General features: G+C 34.8%; 7 protein-coding genes. All 7 read right to left on the bottom strand.

Annotated elements, in window-relative coordinates; genetic code table 11:
- Positions 1-150: 150 nt before the first annotated feature.
- Positions 151-2,574 carry a sugar-binding domain-containing protein gene (locus tag OIU83_RS21675; RefSeq protein ID WP_264208359.1) on the bottom strand — a complete coding sequence of 808 codons (2,424 nt, stop codon included), beginning with the start codon at positions 2,572-2,574 and terminating at the stop codon, positions 151-153.
- Positions 2,575-2,701: 127 nt separating this feature from the next.
- Positions 2,702-4,288: a glycoside hydrolase gene (locus OIU83_RS21670; protein WP_264208358.1), complete on the bottom strand. Its 1,587-nt coding sequence runs from the start codon at positions 4,286-4,288 to the stop codon at positions 2,702-2,704.
- Positions 4,289-4,402: 114 nt separating this feature from the next.
- The gene (locus OIU83_RS21665; protein WP_264208357.1) at positions 4,403-6,049 is read right to left on the bottom strand and encodes a glycoside hydrolase; all 1,647 of its coding nucleotides are present in this window, start codon (positions 6,047-6,049) and stop codon (positions 4,403-4,405) included.
- A 1-nt stretch (position 6,050) separates the two neighbouring features.
- The gene (locus OIU83_RS21660) at positions 6,051-7,652 is read right to left on the bottom strand and encodes a RagB/SusD family nutrient uptake outer membrane protein (protein WP_264208356.1); all 1,602 of its coding nucleotides are present in this window, start codon (positions 7,650-7,652) and stop codon (positions 6,051-6,053) included.
- 12 nt (positions 7,653-7,664) lie between these two features.
- Positions 7,665-10,697: a SusC/RagA family TonB-linked outer membrane protein gene (locus OIU83_RS21655; protein ID WP_264208355.1), complete on the bottom strand. Its 3,033-nt coding sequence runs from the start codon at positions 10,695-10,697 to the stop codon at positions 7,665-7,667.
- A gap of 36 nt (positions 10,698-10,733) precedes the next feature.
- A complete protein-coding gene (locus OIU83_RS21650; RefSeq protein ID WP_264208354.1) occupies positions 10,734-12,134 on the bottom strand; it encodes a hypothetical protein in 1,401 nt (466 codons plus the stop codon).
- A gap of 487 nt (positions 12,135-12,621) precedes the next feature.
- Positions 12,622-16,671, bottom strand: a complete 4,050-nt coding sequence (locus OIU83_RS21645; RefSeq protein ID WP_264208353.1) for a hybrid sensor histidine kinase/response regulator transcription factor — start codon at positions 16,669-16,671, stop codon at positions 12,622-12,624.
- Between the last annotated feature and the right edge of the window lie 41 nt (positions 16,672-16,712).

The raw sequence follows: 16,712 nt of genomic DNA, 5'->3' as shown, positions 1-16,712 counted from the left end.
ACTTTTGGAGACTATATACAATTAACACATTTTTCATAATAGTCCGTTGGGTTCTTTGTATAAATATATGATCCTGCTGAGGCTTGAATATAAATGCTTTTTTAGACCTAACAGGTTTTAAAAACCTGTTAGGTCTTCTTTGAAAACTTCTTATTTCACATTAACCGTAACTTCAACCGGTTTTAACCATTGGCTTGTAAAAGTTACTTTTATCGGCTCCGATGATTCCCCTGTAGATTGAATATAAGCGGCAATGTGTCCATGATATAGTCGTTGAACATTATCTGTATAATCTGTCATATCACTATTGTTTCCAGCTTCAAGTCCTAATAAAATTCCAGGTCCTGTAATTGTGCATGTTACTTCATTATCTGAAAGCATTACTGGTAAACCGTTTTGATCTTTTACCTGTACCATAATTTTGGCAACTCCTTTATCTTTGGCAATTGTAATGTTTTTATCAGCAATCGTTAATTCAACAGGTTGCTGTGTAGATGTAATCGCATATTTGCTAACCACTGCATCATCTTTGCTTAAACCAATTACTTCCAATTTCCCAGAGGTAAACGGAATATCCCAATAAATAATTCCTGTTTTTTCATCGTATGGTTTAACTGCACCAACTATCTTCCCGTTTAATTCCAAACGTGCTTTGGCTGCATTTGTGTAACAAACTACACGAATCATTTTCCCTTCGGTATAATTCCAAATTGCCCATGCATCTTTAGAAACATCTTTTTCATTTTGCAAAGGATACGTTCCGATATAAGCCATTGGTTTATCTGACCATAATGACTGGCGGAAATATCCTCTTGGTTTAATAACTCCTGCAAAATCAACCAATCCGGAGTAAAATCCTCTAGAAGGCCATCTTCCTGATTCTCCTAAATAATCGATCCCTGTCCAAAGAAACTGTCCGAAAATATATTTATTATTTTTTACTGCCAGCCAAGGTTCCATCTCATGAACATTTTCACTACCAAAAATTACTCGCTTTGGATATTTCTCATGATCGGATTGGTATTTACTTTCTGTATAATTATATCCTGTGATATCCAAAGCGCCTGGATATTCTGTCTCGTTAGACATTGCAACACCTGCTAATCCTGCCGTTGTAGGACGTGATTTGTCGTATTTTTTTACTGCTGCAACCAAGCGTTTCGCAATAGCTCCAAGACGCATTGCATCTGGGGCATCTTTTTTATAACCTCCGTAAGCTGCTTGTCCAAAACCATCTGTCCCTTTGTCCAGAACTGGGTGCGAATAAGGATCATTAGGATAATCGACTTCATTACCAATGCTCCAAGCAAAAACAGAAAGATGATTTCTATCGCGACGTACAAAATCTTCCAGGTCTTTTTCTCCCCAATTGGCAAAAATATCAAATGTTCCTTCAAATCCAGGAGTACCATAATTCCAGCCTTCTAGCCATTTACGTTTTGGAAATTCCCATTCGTCATAAGCTTCGTTTAAAACCAATAATCCTAATTCATCACAAAGCTCATAAAAAACTGGGGCTTGCGGATTGTGACTTGTACGTATTGCATTTACTCCAATTTCTTTGAGTGTTTTAAGTCTGGTTTCCCAAACTTCACGTGGTACTGCCGAGCCTAAAACTCCTGCATCGTGATGCAAACAAACGCCTTTCATTTTCATCCATTTTCCGTTAAGGGCAAAACCATTATTAGGATCAAAAGTGAAATTCCTAAAACCTGTTTTTGTAATCGTTTCATCTATTTGTTCACCATGTTTAAAAACGGTTGTTTTAAGTTGGTATAAATTTGGATTATCGAGATCCCATAACTTAGGATTTTTTACATTTATTTTAGCCGAAATTTTTCCGCTTTTATTTGCTGCGACTTCAATTTTATTGGTTGCTTTTGCTACAGATTTCCCATCATTTGCAATCAATTCATTAACTACAATAAGGCTTGATTTTGAAACAGATCCATTTTCTACATCAACCTCAATGTTTAAAGTTCCGTTTCCTTTACTTACTTCCGGATAAGCGTAAACACCCCATTGTGCGATATGAACCGGATTTGCATAAACCAACCAAACATCACGGTAGATTCCCGAACCGGTGTACCATCTTGAATCGGCACTTTGGCTGTGATCTACACGAACCGAAATAGTATTTTCGGCTCCGTATTTTACATATGGTGTTGCATCATAAGCAAAAGAAATATAGCCATTTGGACGTTTTCCTAAAGAATGTCCGTTAATAAAAACTTCGCTTCTATTATAAACGCCTTCAAAGTACAAATAGACTTTTTCACCTGTTTTGCTTTGCGGAACAGTAATCGATTTACGATACCAGCCAATTCCACCTGGTAAGAAACCGGTACAACTCGCCAATGTTGGGCTTAATTGTCCTTTTACACTCCAGTCATGTGGTACGTTTACTGATTGCCATTTGCTGTCATCGTAAATTGCTTTTTGTGCATCTGGTGTATCCTGAAGATTGAATTTCCAGTTGTCATTGATTTTTTTTGAATCTCCAAACGATATCTGACTGAATGCAGACAAACATGAAAAGAGGAATACGGGTAGTAAGATCTTTTTTGTAAACATTTTTTTTAAGTTGCTAAGTCGCTAAGCCTCTATGTTGCTTAGCTTTTTTTAATACTTTATTTGTTATTTTTTTTTCAAGTTTCAGGTTTGAACTGAGACTGCCACTACGACTAAAAACCTGAAATTTTTAATACTCCAATTCCCCGACAAACGTTACAATTGATTTTGCCGGAATTTCCAGATTATCAATTTTCTGAATGTCAGCTCTTTTTAAATTAGAATTATCTGAAGTGACATAAGGTGTAAATTCATTGTTTTTTACTGTACCTTTTGATAAATCAAACTTGTATTTCTGATCTGATTTTCCGCAGTTTACAGCAACGACAATTAATTTTTTATTTTCGAAATCTTTGTAAGCCGTGAGCATTACATCATTTGCAGCATCCAATTCGTTTTGATTTGGAATATCGACTCTAAGCATTCCCGGACGTACAAACAAAGAGTAATTCCCAAGTGCCCAAAGTAATTTTGAATCGTGAAATTCTCCATCATTCTTAACATAATCAGGATCTGTTCCTCCGTTACTTTTCCCGTCATCGAGATAAATTAAACCATCTTTATAATCTACACGGGTTATTGATGTCCACCATTGCCATGAAGCCGCATTTGCAACAGCAATATCATTATGAATTAAACGTGCTACAAATAAAGCTGTTTGCATTCCTAAATCTCTTCCTCCGCCAGATCCGCCAGGAATTTCGCCTTCTCCGGGATTCTCTAAAATACAATACTCCGTTTGCCAATATTTTAATCCGGGGTTTTGTTTAATACTTGCTGCAATTAATTTTCGGCTTAAAACTTGTCTTTCAATCGGCCAAGTCGTAAAATAACTATGTCCTAAAATGACATTTTTTACATTTGGAAGTTTTAAAACATTTGTTTTTGTTTTCCCAAAGAAATACTCAATCTGATTATCACGATTTTCAGCATTTACATTCTCGTATAAATAATCTATTTGTGCTGCTTCGGCAATCACAATCTCGGTACTCATTTTTTTAGCTTTCAGTTTTTCCGAAAGCGATTTTGTCAAATCATAAATTTCCTGATTTGTAGCCGGAGTTCCTTCCTGACTGTTGGTATCCCCATTTTTTGGCATCCATTCCCATTGTGGCTCGTTTAACGGACTTACATAATCGAATTTGATTCCTTCTTTCTTTTCTAATCCTTGAATACTTTGAACTAAAAAATCGGCAAATTTTGGAATTGCACCATCTTTTAGATTCAGTTTATTCTTTTGGGATGCAAAAGATAATCCGTTGTTTGTCATGTAAACTGGCGGACTATTGGTGAAAATCAAGAATTTATCTACACCGCGTTTTTTGGCAGCTTGCAAGAACCATCTTTGCCCTTCTTGTTTCGAGAAATCGTAGGTTCCATCGGCTTGAAGAAAAGATTCACTTCTTCTCCATTCGTCAGAAATCTTACTTTTTTCACCTTGTTCAGTACTTCCTGCGCCAAGATTAAATCTCCAAATAGAAAGTCCGATTCCTTTAGGATTTCCCTGTCCATCAATTTCTTTACTAAAAAGTAAATCAGCAATGGCATTCTTTTTTTGTTCAGGCCAATTTTTTCCAACAAACTGGCATCTCCAGGCGTCCGAACCTCCAAAACCATCCATAGTTTGTACTACATTATCTGTGCTAATGGTTACTGTTCGCTGTCCAAAAGACAGCGAACTCATAACCAATAAAAGCGAGACATATATTTTTCTCATTTTTTAATATTCTTTGTATTTTTTGTATTTTTTGTTTTACGCGATTTTGTCTCGATATCTCAAAACCTTAGTACCTCAGTACCTTTTTTAAAAAACCTTTGAGCCTTTTTCAAGCTACTTATAACTCCCTACATAAGTCACGATAGACTTTGCAGGAATTTCCAGATTCCCAGCATCAACAGCAGTACCTTTTTTCAAGCTCAAAGTTTCAGAAGTTGTGTAAGGCGTAAATTTATTATCTGTTAAAGCTCCTCCTCCAAGATTCAATTTGTATGTTCTTGCCGATTTGCTAATATTAACTGCTACAATTACTAGTTTTTTATTTGTTGCGTCTTTATATGCCGTAAGCATAACATCTGTAGTGGCTGCGGCATTGTCTATATTCGGTATTTGAACTCTTACCATTCCCGGTTTTACAAAGAAAGAGAAGTTTCCTAATGCCCAAAGTGTTTTGGCATCTCTAACAAATCCGTCATTTTTACAATAATCGGCATTTCCAGCTCCATTACTTGCTCCATCATCTACATGGATTAATCCGTCTTTATAATCTCCGCGGCTTATCGCTGTCCACCATTGCCAAGATGTAACTCCGCCAATAGAGATATCGGTGCTTATGATTCGGGCAACCCAAAGTGCAGTTTGGATACCTAAATCTCTCCCTGGTCCTGCTCCTCCTGGAAGTTCGGCTATTCCCGGGCTTTCCAAAACGCAATATTCCGAACTCCAAAGACTCACTCCTGCGGTAGATTGTATTCTTGCTGCTGCCGATTGTCTGGAAGAAATTAACTGATTTAAAGGCCAGGCTTGCCAGTAACTATGCCCCGATATTGTTTTCTTTACATTACTTAATCCTGCAATATTTCTTGCTGAATTTGTTCCAAAGAAATAATCTATTTGGTTTGATCTGCTTTCTAATCCTGATACTGTTTTATAAAGCGATTCGTAAGAACCTGTTTCTCCTACAACGATTTGAGAAGTAAGTCCTTTTGCTTGTAATTTTGGAGATAGAACGGTTACAAAATTATATATATTGGCATTTGTTGCCGGCGAACCTTCTTGTCCCGAACCATCCCAATTGTATTGTGGTTCATTAAACGGACTTACATAATCTATTGTTAATCCGTGTTCTGTTTTTAATTTATCTAATGAAGTGGCCCAAAAATCGCCCAATTCTGGCATTTTTCCATCTTTTAAGTTATAGAATTCTTTGATGGTTGCATGTGCTTTTCCGTTTTGAGTAAGATATACAGGTGCGCTATTTGCGAAAGCTAATAACTTTTCTACTCCACGTTCCCTAGCGGCTTTCATAAACCAAACCTGACCGGCTTGTTTATTCATATCATAACTAACTCCATCGGTAGTAAAACATTCTGTACGTCTCCATTCATCAGTAATATCACTTGCACTTCCTTGTTCGGTACTTCCGGATCCAAGGTTAAAACGCCATAATGACAATCCGATTCCTTTTGGATTTCCGTCATTATCAACTTCTTTACTGAAAAGTAAATCTGCAATATGATTCTTTTTATCAATAGGCCAATTCTTTCCTATAAAATTTCCCTGCCAAGCATCTGATGCTCCAAAGCTTTCCATAGTTTGAAGATTCATATCCAGATTTATATTCAAATCTCGTGTTGCCGAGACATCTGTGTCGGAATTATTATTATTATTATTCTCGGAGTCACAACTAGTAAAACACAAGTTGATAGAAAGTAAGCCTGCCAACAGCAGACTTACTTTATTATTGGGAATCAATCTCATATTAGTAGTTAGGATTTTGTGTAATTAATCCTCCACTTAAATCTCTTTCTAACTGTGGTATTGGCCACAATAAATTTTTGGCTGGATTAAAGTTTATTCCTTTATCCTGTGGTTCTCTCAAATTGGTTGTTTCATATGGATCTGTAGAACTTAGATTGTATTTTACAAAAGTTCCGTCAGGTCCCATTAAGGATTCAATAACTGGTTTTCCTGTACCTGGATCTTTTTCACGACGAATATCGAATAAGCGTAGTCCTTCAAAAGCCAATTCTAAACGTCGTTCTTTATAGATTTGTCTTAATAGGTTAGGTCCTGCCAAACCTGTTTTTGGATCTAATTTTACGCGCGCTCTAATGAAATTGATATCTGCCAAGGCATCTCCTCCTAAATGGAAATTAGCTTCTGCTCTGGTAAGATACATCTCTGCCAAACGAATAAGAGGAATGTTTAATGGTAAGTGTCCGTCTTTTTTGTCTAATGAACGACGTGTTGCCACAGGAATATAATACTTGCGAATAATACGCCCAGATTTGTTATCGTTTAAGCTAAATTTATGTGTTGGGTTAAGAACTTCATCCCCATAAGCAGGATCTCCCCATTTGGTAATAGTACTTCTGCGACGAATCTCATCATTTTCTGAAAGATAGGCATTCTCCAAATCGCTTGTTGGCATACACCATCCCCAACCATCCAGAACATCTGCGGCACTATTACTTGGGAAATTTTTCTTGTCTTCTCCTCTGGCGCCTGACAAAGTAGGTAAAGCACTTCCTAAATCTCTATCTTGTGCGCTCGATGATTGTGCTTCAAGGATAGATTCCATACCATTATGATTGTTAACATTCCATATATTAAGAAAATCTGTTTCTAGCATAAAAGGTCCTTCAGATATTACTTTATCTGAATATTGTCTTGCTTCTGCCCATTTTTCCTGAAACAATGATACACGCGCTAGTAAAGCATAAGCAGCCCATTTATTAATTCTTCCGTTTCTTGCTACCGGAATATTCTCCAATTTTGCAGCAGCATTTTTAAGATCTGCTTCTATTTGTGCATAAACTGCAGTAACAGGACTACGTTCCAGTTTTAAATCGTTAGTTCCAAGTGAAGTTGTATATAATGGAACGGCACCAAAATTATTTACTAACTCATAATAACAATAGGCACGAACGAATAACGATTCTCCCATATATTGATTTTTCTGAGAATCAGTAATTGGTGAAATAGCCATTTTCTCCAAACCAATATTACACGATTGAATTGTATAATAATGAGCAGTATAAACACTATTCATATCTCCCATATTCTCTGGTGTTATCACGTATTGAGAACAAGGTCTGTGTGCGCTGTTATCTTGTCCTGTGTTTCCCATCCAGGCATCATCTGTAGACATTTCATTAGTAACTCTTGGTGCTAAGAGCGCATACCAATCATTAGGTAACAACAATCTCTTTGTTAATTCATTCGTATAGTTCTCACATTCTTGTGCTGTTTGAAAGTAGTTTTCGACAGTTTGAATCCCTCTTTGTTCTTTTTCGATAAAATCATCACAGGAAACTGCAAATGCAGAAAAAGCTATTATTGATATTATTATTTTTTTCATATCTCTTTATTTTTAAAATGCTACATTAAGACCTATCAAAACTGTTGGTAAAATTGGATAATTCCATCCTCCAAAACCAGATCCTTTAACTCTGTCTCCTTTGTCTGGGTCTCCCCCTCCTACTTCGGGATCAATTCCTGTATAGTTTGTCCATGTCCATAAGTTCTGACCTGATACTGATAATCTAAGCTTGTCAAATCCAAATTTATTATAGAATGAATACCCAACCTGAAGGTTTTTCATACGTACATACGAACCATCTTCTACATAAAATGAAGAGAATTTGGAGAAATTTTCGTTGTTATCATCTTTGGATAAACGAGGAACATAATTAGAAGTTCCTTCTCCATGCCAAGCCATTTGCTCCAATCCACTTACTTTATTGGTTAAACTTGTACCATTATATAAATCAGAAATATTTTGGTTTACGATGTCATTTCCAATACTTGAGTAGAAGTTTGCTATCAAATCAAATTGTTTATATGCAAAACTTAAATTCAATCCCACATTATAATCCGGCCACGGAGAACCTAATTTGGTTCTGTCCTTATCGTCAATTTTTCCATCTCCATTTAAATCCTTAAATCGAATATCACCAGCTTGTGCGTAAGGTTGTAATTTGTTTCCGTTTTGATCTGTATGCGCATTTAATTCTGTTTGATTTTGAAACAATCCATCAGCTACATATCCATAAAAAAATCCTGGCTCCTCTCCCTTAGTTGTTAATGTTCTGTTACCTGATCCATATAGTTTTTCTCCTTCTGTAGATAAAGCCAGCATCTTAATATTTACTGTTGTAAAAGTCACATCTGCCCCATACGAGAAATCCCCTTTTTTATCTTTATAGGATAATAATATATCAATACCATTAGACCCCATTGACCCTACATTTGTCCAAATTGTTGCGTAATTAGGGAAACCACTATATGTTGGGAATTGTTTTAAGAACAACATATCTTTTGTTTTCTTTTGATAATATTCTAATGACCCAGAGAATTTGTTTTTCCATAATCCAAAATCAAGACCAAAACTTATATCTTCTACAGTTTCCCATTTAATATCTTTATTTGCCATACTAGACGGATAGGAAGTATCTACAACATTTCCGTCAAAAGTGTAATACCCTTGTTTTATATTTGATTGATAAACGGCATCTGGTAAATTTTGATTGCCTACTTTTCCCCAACCTGCTCTAAACCTAAGATCGTTAAGTACCGATTTTGTACTTTCCATAAAACCTTCATTCGAAATTCTCCATGAAACAGATGCAGATGGGAAATTTGCCCATTTATTATTAGCCATAAATTTCGAAGAACCATCACGTCTAAATGTACCTGTTACATAATACTTACCATCGTAGTTATAGGAAAAGCGCGAGATATAAGACATTATAGAACTAGACCAGCTATTGCCTTTACTACTACGGTTTTTGGTTGCAGCATTTACCTCTCTCATAGAATCGGAGTTATTAGGTACTCCTTCTCCGTAGCCAGATACATCGGAGCCATTATACTCCTCCATCGTGTTACCAATCATTAAAGAGGCATTGTGTTTTTCGGCAAATGTTTTAGAGTAAGTTGCTGTAGTTTGCCATGTCCAGTCCACATTTGTGGTTGCAATTCTTTCTACACTATTAATTTCTGCTTTTTCGTGAGCAGCATCGATTATAAAGTCGGGATTGAATTTACTCTGTACTTTATCTCCAACTTCAATAGATCCTTGCGTACGGATAACCAAACCTTTAATTGGTGTGTATTGTAAATAAGCGTTTGTATTAAGATTATATAAATTTGTATAATCATCATATCTTTTTACAGCTGCTACAGGATTCCATACATACGATGGGGAACGCGCATAGATGCTATACTCGTTTTCTGTTCCGTTTAACTGATCTGCAGGTTTGTAGATTGGTGTAATTGGGTCAATTTTATCAAAATCGGCCCAGTTTGTAGGTGCTCCCCAAGTTTCATATCTTGGATTTAAAGTAATTCCTGCCGAGAATTTATCCGAGAATTTAAAATCATTAGCAATCCTCATTGTAATTCTTTTCCATCCTCCTATTTCATAAAAAGATTCAGAGTCAAAATAGTTCAGACTTATAGCATAAGTATGCTTCTCAGATCCTCCACTTACTCCCAAAGAACCATTTGCAATAGAGGCGCTTTGTTTAATTCCTGCTCTCCACCAATCGGTAGTTTTGCCTCTATATTGCTCCGGATTTGGCAAATACGCCGAATATCCTGCATTGGTATATGCTTTATTCATAATAGTAGCATAATTCTCGGCATCGGCCATATTATACGGGTTATTCATAATTTGAATACCCGAATTTAGATCAAAGTTGAATTTGGCTTTTCCGATTTTACCTTTTTTGGTAGTAATAAGAATAACTCCGTTTGAGGCACGAGAACCATAAATAGCACTTGCAGATGCGTCTTTAAGAACCTCCATAGACTCAATTTCATTAGAACTCAGGAAATTAATACTTGTTCCCATCGGAATCCCGTCTATTACATAAAGTGGGTCTGTATTAAGATTTACTGTAGAGATTCCTCGAATAAGTACTCGGGGTTGTGCTCCCGGTCCTCCAGCTCCCGTTACCTGTACTCCGGCAACTTTACCTTGTAAGGACTCCGTAACGTTACCAACTGTCATTGTTTGAAGGTCTTTTCCTTTTACCGAAGCAATAGAACTAGTTACATCACTTTTTTTGACAGATGCATAACCTACAACTATAATCTCATCCAATGCCTGACTTGCTTCTTGGATCACAACATCTACAACCGTTTTTCCGTCTACTTTTACAAGTTGTGTTGTAAAACCAATAAATGAGAATTCAAGCTGGGCTTCTTTATTAGGGACTATAATGGAGTAATTACCATCATAATCGGTTGCTGTAGATGTGGTTGTTCCTTTTACAAGTACATTAACTCCCGGAATTGGAATCGCACTTTTATCCTTAACTGTTCCTTTAATTGTTATCTGTCCAATGGCTGTTGCACTGAACAATACGGTAATAAATAACCATATAAATTTATATTTCATATTAAGATATTTTTATTAATTAAATGATATAACAAACTATTTTTTTGTTGTTATAAAAGCTCTTTCCAATTCTGTATCAAGAATTACTTTATACGTTCCTGGAGCAGCAGGATATTTTGCATTACCGTTTTCTCCCGGTGACATTGTTGCAATACCGTTTTTTATTAATCTCCATGATGGACTCCACCATTGTCCTGTAAAAGTTGCTTCCATAGTACCTGTAAGTACATATTCTCCTATAAGTTGGTAAGGGTTATCCGGATTATTAGCCAGATGTAATCCTGTTTGAGCCCAAGCAGTCCAAGTATCCCAATCGGCGCCTTGAATACCAGCACCACATACACTTACAAAAGGTCTTCTTTGCGCTTCTACATCATGCCATAATCCGTTGGCAATATCTGCCCAGACTTTACTCGATGGAGTATATTTGGTAGCCGAATAAACAAGCGTATTAGGATTAACTTTAATAATATAATATCCTTTTGTAGGTAATATAATCGGAGTTGAAACAACGTCATCTACGAGATTTCCTGTTTCATTAAGTCCAAAGCAATGCGGAGCAAAATCTGACTCTTGTCCTAAGAAATAAATCTCTTTATTGTCTTTATCCGCATAATATTTGAATTCGAAATCTTGTCCGTTTTTCTCATGAAAATACATTGGAACACCTACAGCATCTGTAGTAAGATTGGTGCCTTTTGGTTGGTCACATAAATAGATTGCAGGATATTCATTGGTAGCAACCACATTAATATTTAATGTACCTGTATTTGGTATCACAAATTTATCTCTTGCGGTAATTGTCAATACATAATTTGCGGCGGTTACTGGCAATGTATATGTTTTATTGAATGTATATGATTGTGGTGATCCTTGTAATTGTATCATCTCGTCGATATCAAGTGCCTCACACTTTACATGGATAAAATCTATTCCGGAATCATCGTTAACAACAAAATTTACAGGCATTTCATTACTAGAGGATAATAAAATTACAGCACCTTCTTTGGGAGTAATCATGCTTATTGCAGGGGCAGAAAATTCACCATCCAAACGCAGATTAATGTTTTCATCGACCGCGTTTCTGGAAACATCAGTAACTGTTAGTTTGATTTTAAAAGCTTCGGATGTTCCTCTATTGGCAGGTATCTCAAAGAAATAACTTAAATCATACGACTTAATTAAAGGATCTGTTCCAAAGGTGATTGTTTTATCTAAAAACAATTCCGGTATTTGAATTCGTACACTTTTTAGACCTAAATCATCTGCCAAAGCGGCTTTAATTTCAAATTTTCTATTGGGTGCTCCGTAAATTTCTTTGGTTGATAAGAGAATCGTGGGATTGTCTGAAGCTGGAAAATCCGATTCATCATTTTGACATCCTGTAATAAGAACGGCAAAAAGGGCAAGAAAAAATAAAAATACATTTTTTTTCATCTCTTTAAGTTTAAGGTTTATTTGTTAGTTTGGTTTGGTTTTAAGTTAGATCTAATTTTATTCTTGTTTAAACCCGCAGTTTACAACTGCGGGTATGATAAGTAATGCGTAAAATAATCTCTTACATTCCTCTGTTTATTGGAACTCATTTCTTAAAACAGATTCTAAGACTCACCGAAAAATTAAACACTTATAAATTATACAGTAACATAACTTACATATTACCATTTGTGCAAAGTAATATCTAGTTGCAAAGTTTAAGGAGGGGTAAAATGGAAAAAAAAGGTGGTCAAATCCGTAATCAAGTATTATTTTAAGGTATAAATTAATAATTGTAAAAAAAATAGTGTGATTTTTTACGCATAACATAATTATACATCCTATATGATATAGTATTGCAATTATCAAAAACAGAAATAACGAATCCATTTTTTGAATAATAAGAGATAAATTGTTTCATTTAATAGGATTGAAATAGGGAATAAAACTATTTTATAATATTTAAATCGGCATTAAAGGAGTTTTTATATTTCTTGATATACTCTGAGGGAGTAATTCCAAATAACTTTACAAATTGCTGTCTAAAGTATTTAGGATCTTCAAAACCTACCTCTGCCCCTGCCTGAGTAATATTAATATTTTCGGTTAACATCAACATAGCTGCTCTCCTTATCCTAACCGAACGTATAAAAGCATTAAGAGTTTGTCCGGAAATAATTTTAATTTTGGTGTAAAGCGTTCTGTGGCTCATTCCCATTTCCAGTGCAAAATTCTTAATTGTAAAATCTCTTTTATGAATATTGGCTTCGACAATAGCAATACACTTTTTAAGCATTTCCTGATATTCTAATGGTACTTTTTGAGTGTTTTCTTTAAGCGTTATACTATCCAGAAAGTATTTACGCAAATTACTTCGGTTTTTTAATAATGACTCCACGCGTGCAACAAGAATATCATCATCAAATGGTTTTGTGATATAATCGTCTGCCCCATCGCTTATTCCCCGGAGATGTGTTTCGGGATTTTGGGATGCAGTTAATAATATTACTGGTATATGCGACAGGTTACTATTTTCTTTAATTTTTCGGCATAATTCGAGACCATCCATTCCCTCCATAGTAATATCGCTAATTACTAAATCGGGCATGTGTTTCTTGGTTAATTTTAAACCTTCCTCTCCATCTTCGGCACTATAAACCAGATATGCTTTGGAGAATAATTTTATCAGATAGTTTCTTATATCTGTATTATCATCAATAATTAATATGGTACGCTTATCGGTAAGTAGTAATTTATCAAATCTATCATCACAAATTCCATTGGTAACAAGTAAAATTTCTTCTTCAGAATCATCAGCAATAAGCTCATCAAATAATTGACTTCTTTGCGGTACAACATTAGAAACTTCAATATCTTTAAAATGATTGTCTCCTTTTAAAAAAGTTAGTTTAAATATACTTCCTTTCCCAATTTCACTACTACAACTTACAGAACCTTTGTGTTTATCTACAAAATATTTCACGATAAAAAGTCCGATTCCAAAGCCTGTTCCAACTGATGCTTTGGAGTTAATTTGTTTAAATTTTTCGAATATCACTTCGATATCATTCTTCTCAATTCCAGAACCACTATCCGAAATATCCAAAAGTATATCTCTTTCATTTTCTGTAAGCTTAAGGCTAATTTCTCCTCCTATTGGGGTGTATTTAAAAGCATTGGACATAAGATTAAATAGCGATATCTCTATTTTTTCATAATCACCAATTATTTCAACATCGTGATCTGGAATATAAAAATTGTAGCTAATATTTTTATCTTTGGCTTGATTTACAAAGCATTGATATACTTCATTGCATAAATTATTCACATTAATAGTCGAAAGCCTAAGAAGATCTCCATCATTTTCGGCTTTACGAAAAAGCAATAACTGATCTACCAAACTCAAAAGTCTTCTGGCATTTCTGTGTGCAATTGCCAAATCACTTCCCGATGAGCCATTTTGAACACTTTCTTTCTGAACCGCTTTTTTTAATGGATTTATAATAAGAGAAAGTGGAGTTCGAAATTCATGAGATATATAGGTAAACATCGACGATTGCTTTTCGGCAATTTCTTTCTCTTTTACTCTTTCCAGCTCGGCAATTTTTACTTTATATTTTAATCTTTCCTTGTTTTTATTATACTTTATGTAACCCAAAACAACCCAAATACCAGCAAGTATATATAAACTATACGCCCACCATGTTCTATACCAAGGTGGTAATACTACTATAGTAACAAGACTTTCTTCTTTATTCCATCCACCTTTAAAGTTTGTTGTTTTTACTTTAAACACATATTTCCCTTCAGATAATCTGGCATAATTTGCTTTTCGGGATTGTCCAACATAATTCCATTGTTCGTCCCATCCGTCTAAGTAATATGCATAATTTATTTTATCGGCATTGTTATAATCCAGCCCCACAAATTCTAATGATAAAGAGGTTTGATCGTATGCAAGATTTACTTCTTTAATTTTATCAGAATTTAACTCCGATACCATTTCCGTATTACTTTCTTCGATTGGTTGATTATTTACATAAAAATCAGTTAGTAATAAATTATTCTCTTGGTTAAAATCTTTTATTGCTTCCGGAAAAAAGATATTAAAACCATTAATTCCACCAAACACAAACTCTCCTGTAGATAATTTAAGTCCTGCATTAAAACTAAACTGATTGCTTTGGAGACCATCATTCACAGAGAAATTTCTAAATGTTTTTCTTTTTTTATCAAATCTACAAATACCATTGTAAGTGCTCATCCATAAATTCCCTTCTTTATCTTCGAGTATTCTTAAAACCGTATTCGACGACAAGCCATCATCTATAGTGAATCTTTTATACTTATTTGTTAGTCTGTCAAATAGCAATAATGCACCTTCCTGAGTACCTAGCCACAAATTTTTATCCTTGTCCTCATGAATGCTTCTTATAGGATTACCAATGGCGATTTTATTGATTTTATGGGTTGTTTTTTCGATAGAAAATAAAGAAGAATAATTCCCAGCCCAAAGCTTCCCGTCACTGGTTTCGGTAAAGGACTGTAAATTATTAATCGATTTATCAAAAAGGGAGAAACTATTTTTAGTTCTATCAAAAAGATACAGACAACCTTCGTTTGTGGCGCTCGCCCATATATTTGCTTTGGAATCCTGATATACAAACCAAATATTTTTCTCCGTTTGTTTTGTAAACGGGTTGTAACAGGAATATTGAGTTACTGTATTATTCTTTGTGTTAATCTTATTTACACCGCAAGCCCATGAGGAAAGCCAAATATCGTTATTATTATCCCGGATGATACCCGTTATAAAATTGCTCGAAAGTTTATTACCATAATTTATATATTTATTATTTTTGCGATCCCAATATTTTAATCCGGCACCATCTGTTCCTACCCACAAATTGTTTTTTTCGTCTTCACAAAATGACAGAATAAAATTTTCGGCAGGATCCTTTGCATTATATCTAATGCTTTTAAAATACTTTGTAGTGTTGCTCAACATACTTATTCCGCCTCGCAAAGAACCAAACCATTTATTTCCGGATTTATCTTCGTATAAACTCCAAACCGAATTACTTTTTGCCAGTTGGTTCTCTTTTATTGCATTAGTAGGAATTGCTTTTTTATTAGTGCCAATAACTTTATAAATTCCGCAACCGTCTGTTGTAATCCATATTTCATTTTTCTTATCTACAAGAATATCAGTTACACTGCATTTGTTAGAGAAATAATTCTCTGATAGTAAACCTGATTTTGTATTAAATAAAAAAAGTCCTTCATCGGTTCCCAGTAATAAATTCCCATCTCTGGTAAGTTTCATAGATTTAACTTCTATAGAAAGCGGAAAAACGACATTTAAACTCTTAGATCCATATTTATAACTACAAACACCTACGTTTTTTACATAAATCCAGGAATGCCCATTTTTCTTATCATCCTGAATTGCAATCGCGTCATAATTATTGATAATATCCCTATTTTCCGATGCTTTAAGCGAAATATGTTTTCCGACAAAAGAACCATTTTCGAACGTAATCAAACCTAAATTTTGAGACGCAATTAATACCAGATTATCCGAGACAGAACTCATCTGATGGATAATATCTTTTAAGGTCTCTGGTTTTTTGTTTGAAACTACATATTTAGCAGAATGAAAGATGGAAGCTTTTTTATCATAAATACAGACTCCCTGAGTACCACCTATCCAAAGATTGTTTCTAGAATCTCCTTCGATATTATAAATGGTATTAAATGGTAATGATTTTTTATCATTAATACGGTTGCGAAATACTTTAAAATTATATCCGTCATACCTGTTTAGCCCATCGTAAGTACCAAACCACATATATCCATCGTTATCCTGAAATATTGTTGTAACAGAGTTATTGGACAAACCATCGGATATATCTAGAAATTTAACCGGATAATCCTGAGAATGAACAGAGAAGGAAAAAACTAAGGCAATTATTAAATGTAGGTAAAAGTACTTCAAAGCAAAACAGGTTTTAAAAATCGAATTCTTATTCTGTGTAA

Origin of the sequence: Flavobacterium shii (genome assembly GCF_025847235.1) — a bacterium.
In the GTDB taxonomy this organism is placed as follows: domain Bacteria; phylum Bacteroidota; class Bacteroidia; order Flavobacteriales; family Flavobacteriaceae; genus Flavobacterium; species Flavobacterium shii.
Note: the sequence above shows the minus strand (reverse complement) of the source record. Positions and strands in the feature narration are given on the sequence as shown.

Excerpts from the sequence above, each read along its gene's own strand:
- OIU83_RS21675 (WP_264208359.1), bottom strand. The coding sequence starts at position 2,574 with ATGTTTACAAAAAAGATCTTACTACCCGTATTCCTCTTTTCATGTTTG.
- OIU83_RS21670 (WP_264208358.1), bottom strand. The coding sequence starts at position 4,288 with ATGAGAAAAATATATGTCTCGCTTTTATTGGTTATGAGTTCGCTGTCT.
- OIU83_RS21665 (WP_264208357.1), bottom strand. The coding sequence starts at position 6,049 with ATGAGATTGATTCCCAATAATAAAGTAAGTCTGCTGTTGGCAGGCTTA.
- OIU83_RS21660 (WP_264208356.1), bottom strand. The coding sequence starts at position 7,652 with ATGAAAAAAATAATAATATCAATAATAGCTTTTTCTGCATTTGCAGTT.
- OIU83_RS21655 (WP_264208355.1), bottom strand. The coding sequence starts at position 10,697 with ATGAAATATAAATTTATATGGTTATTTATTACCGTATTGTTCAGTGCA.
- OIU83_RS21650 (WP_264208354.1), bottom strand. The coding sequence starts at position 12,134 with ATGAAAAAAAATGTATTTTTATTTTTTCTTGCCCTTTTTGCCGTTCTT.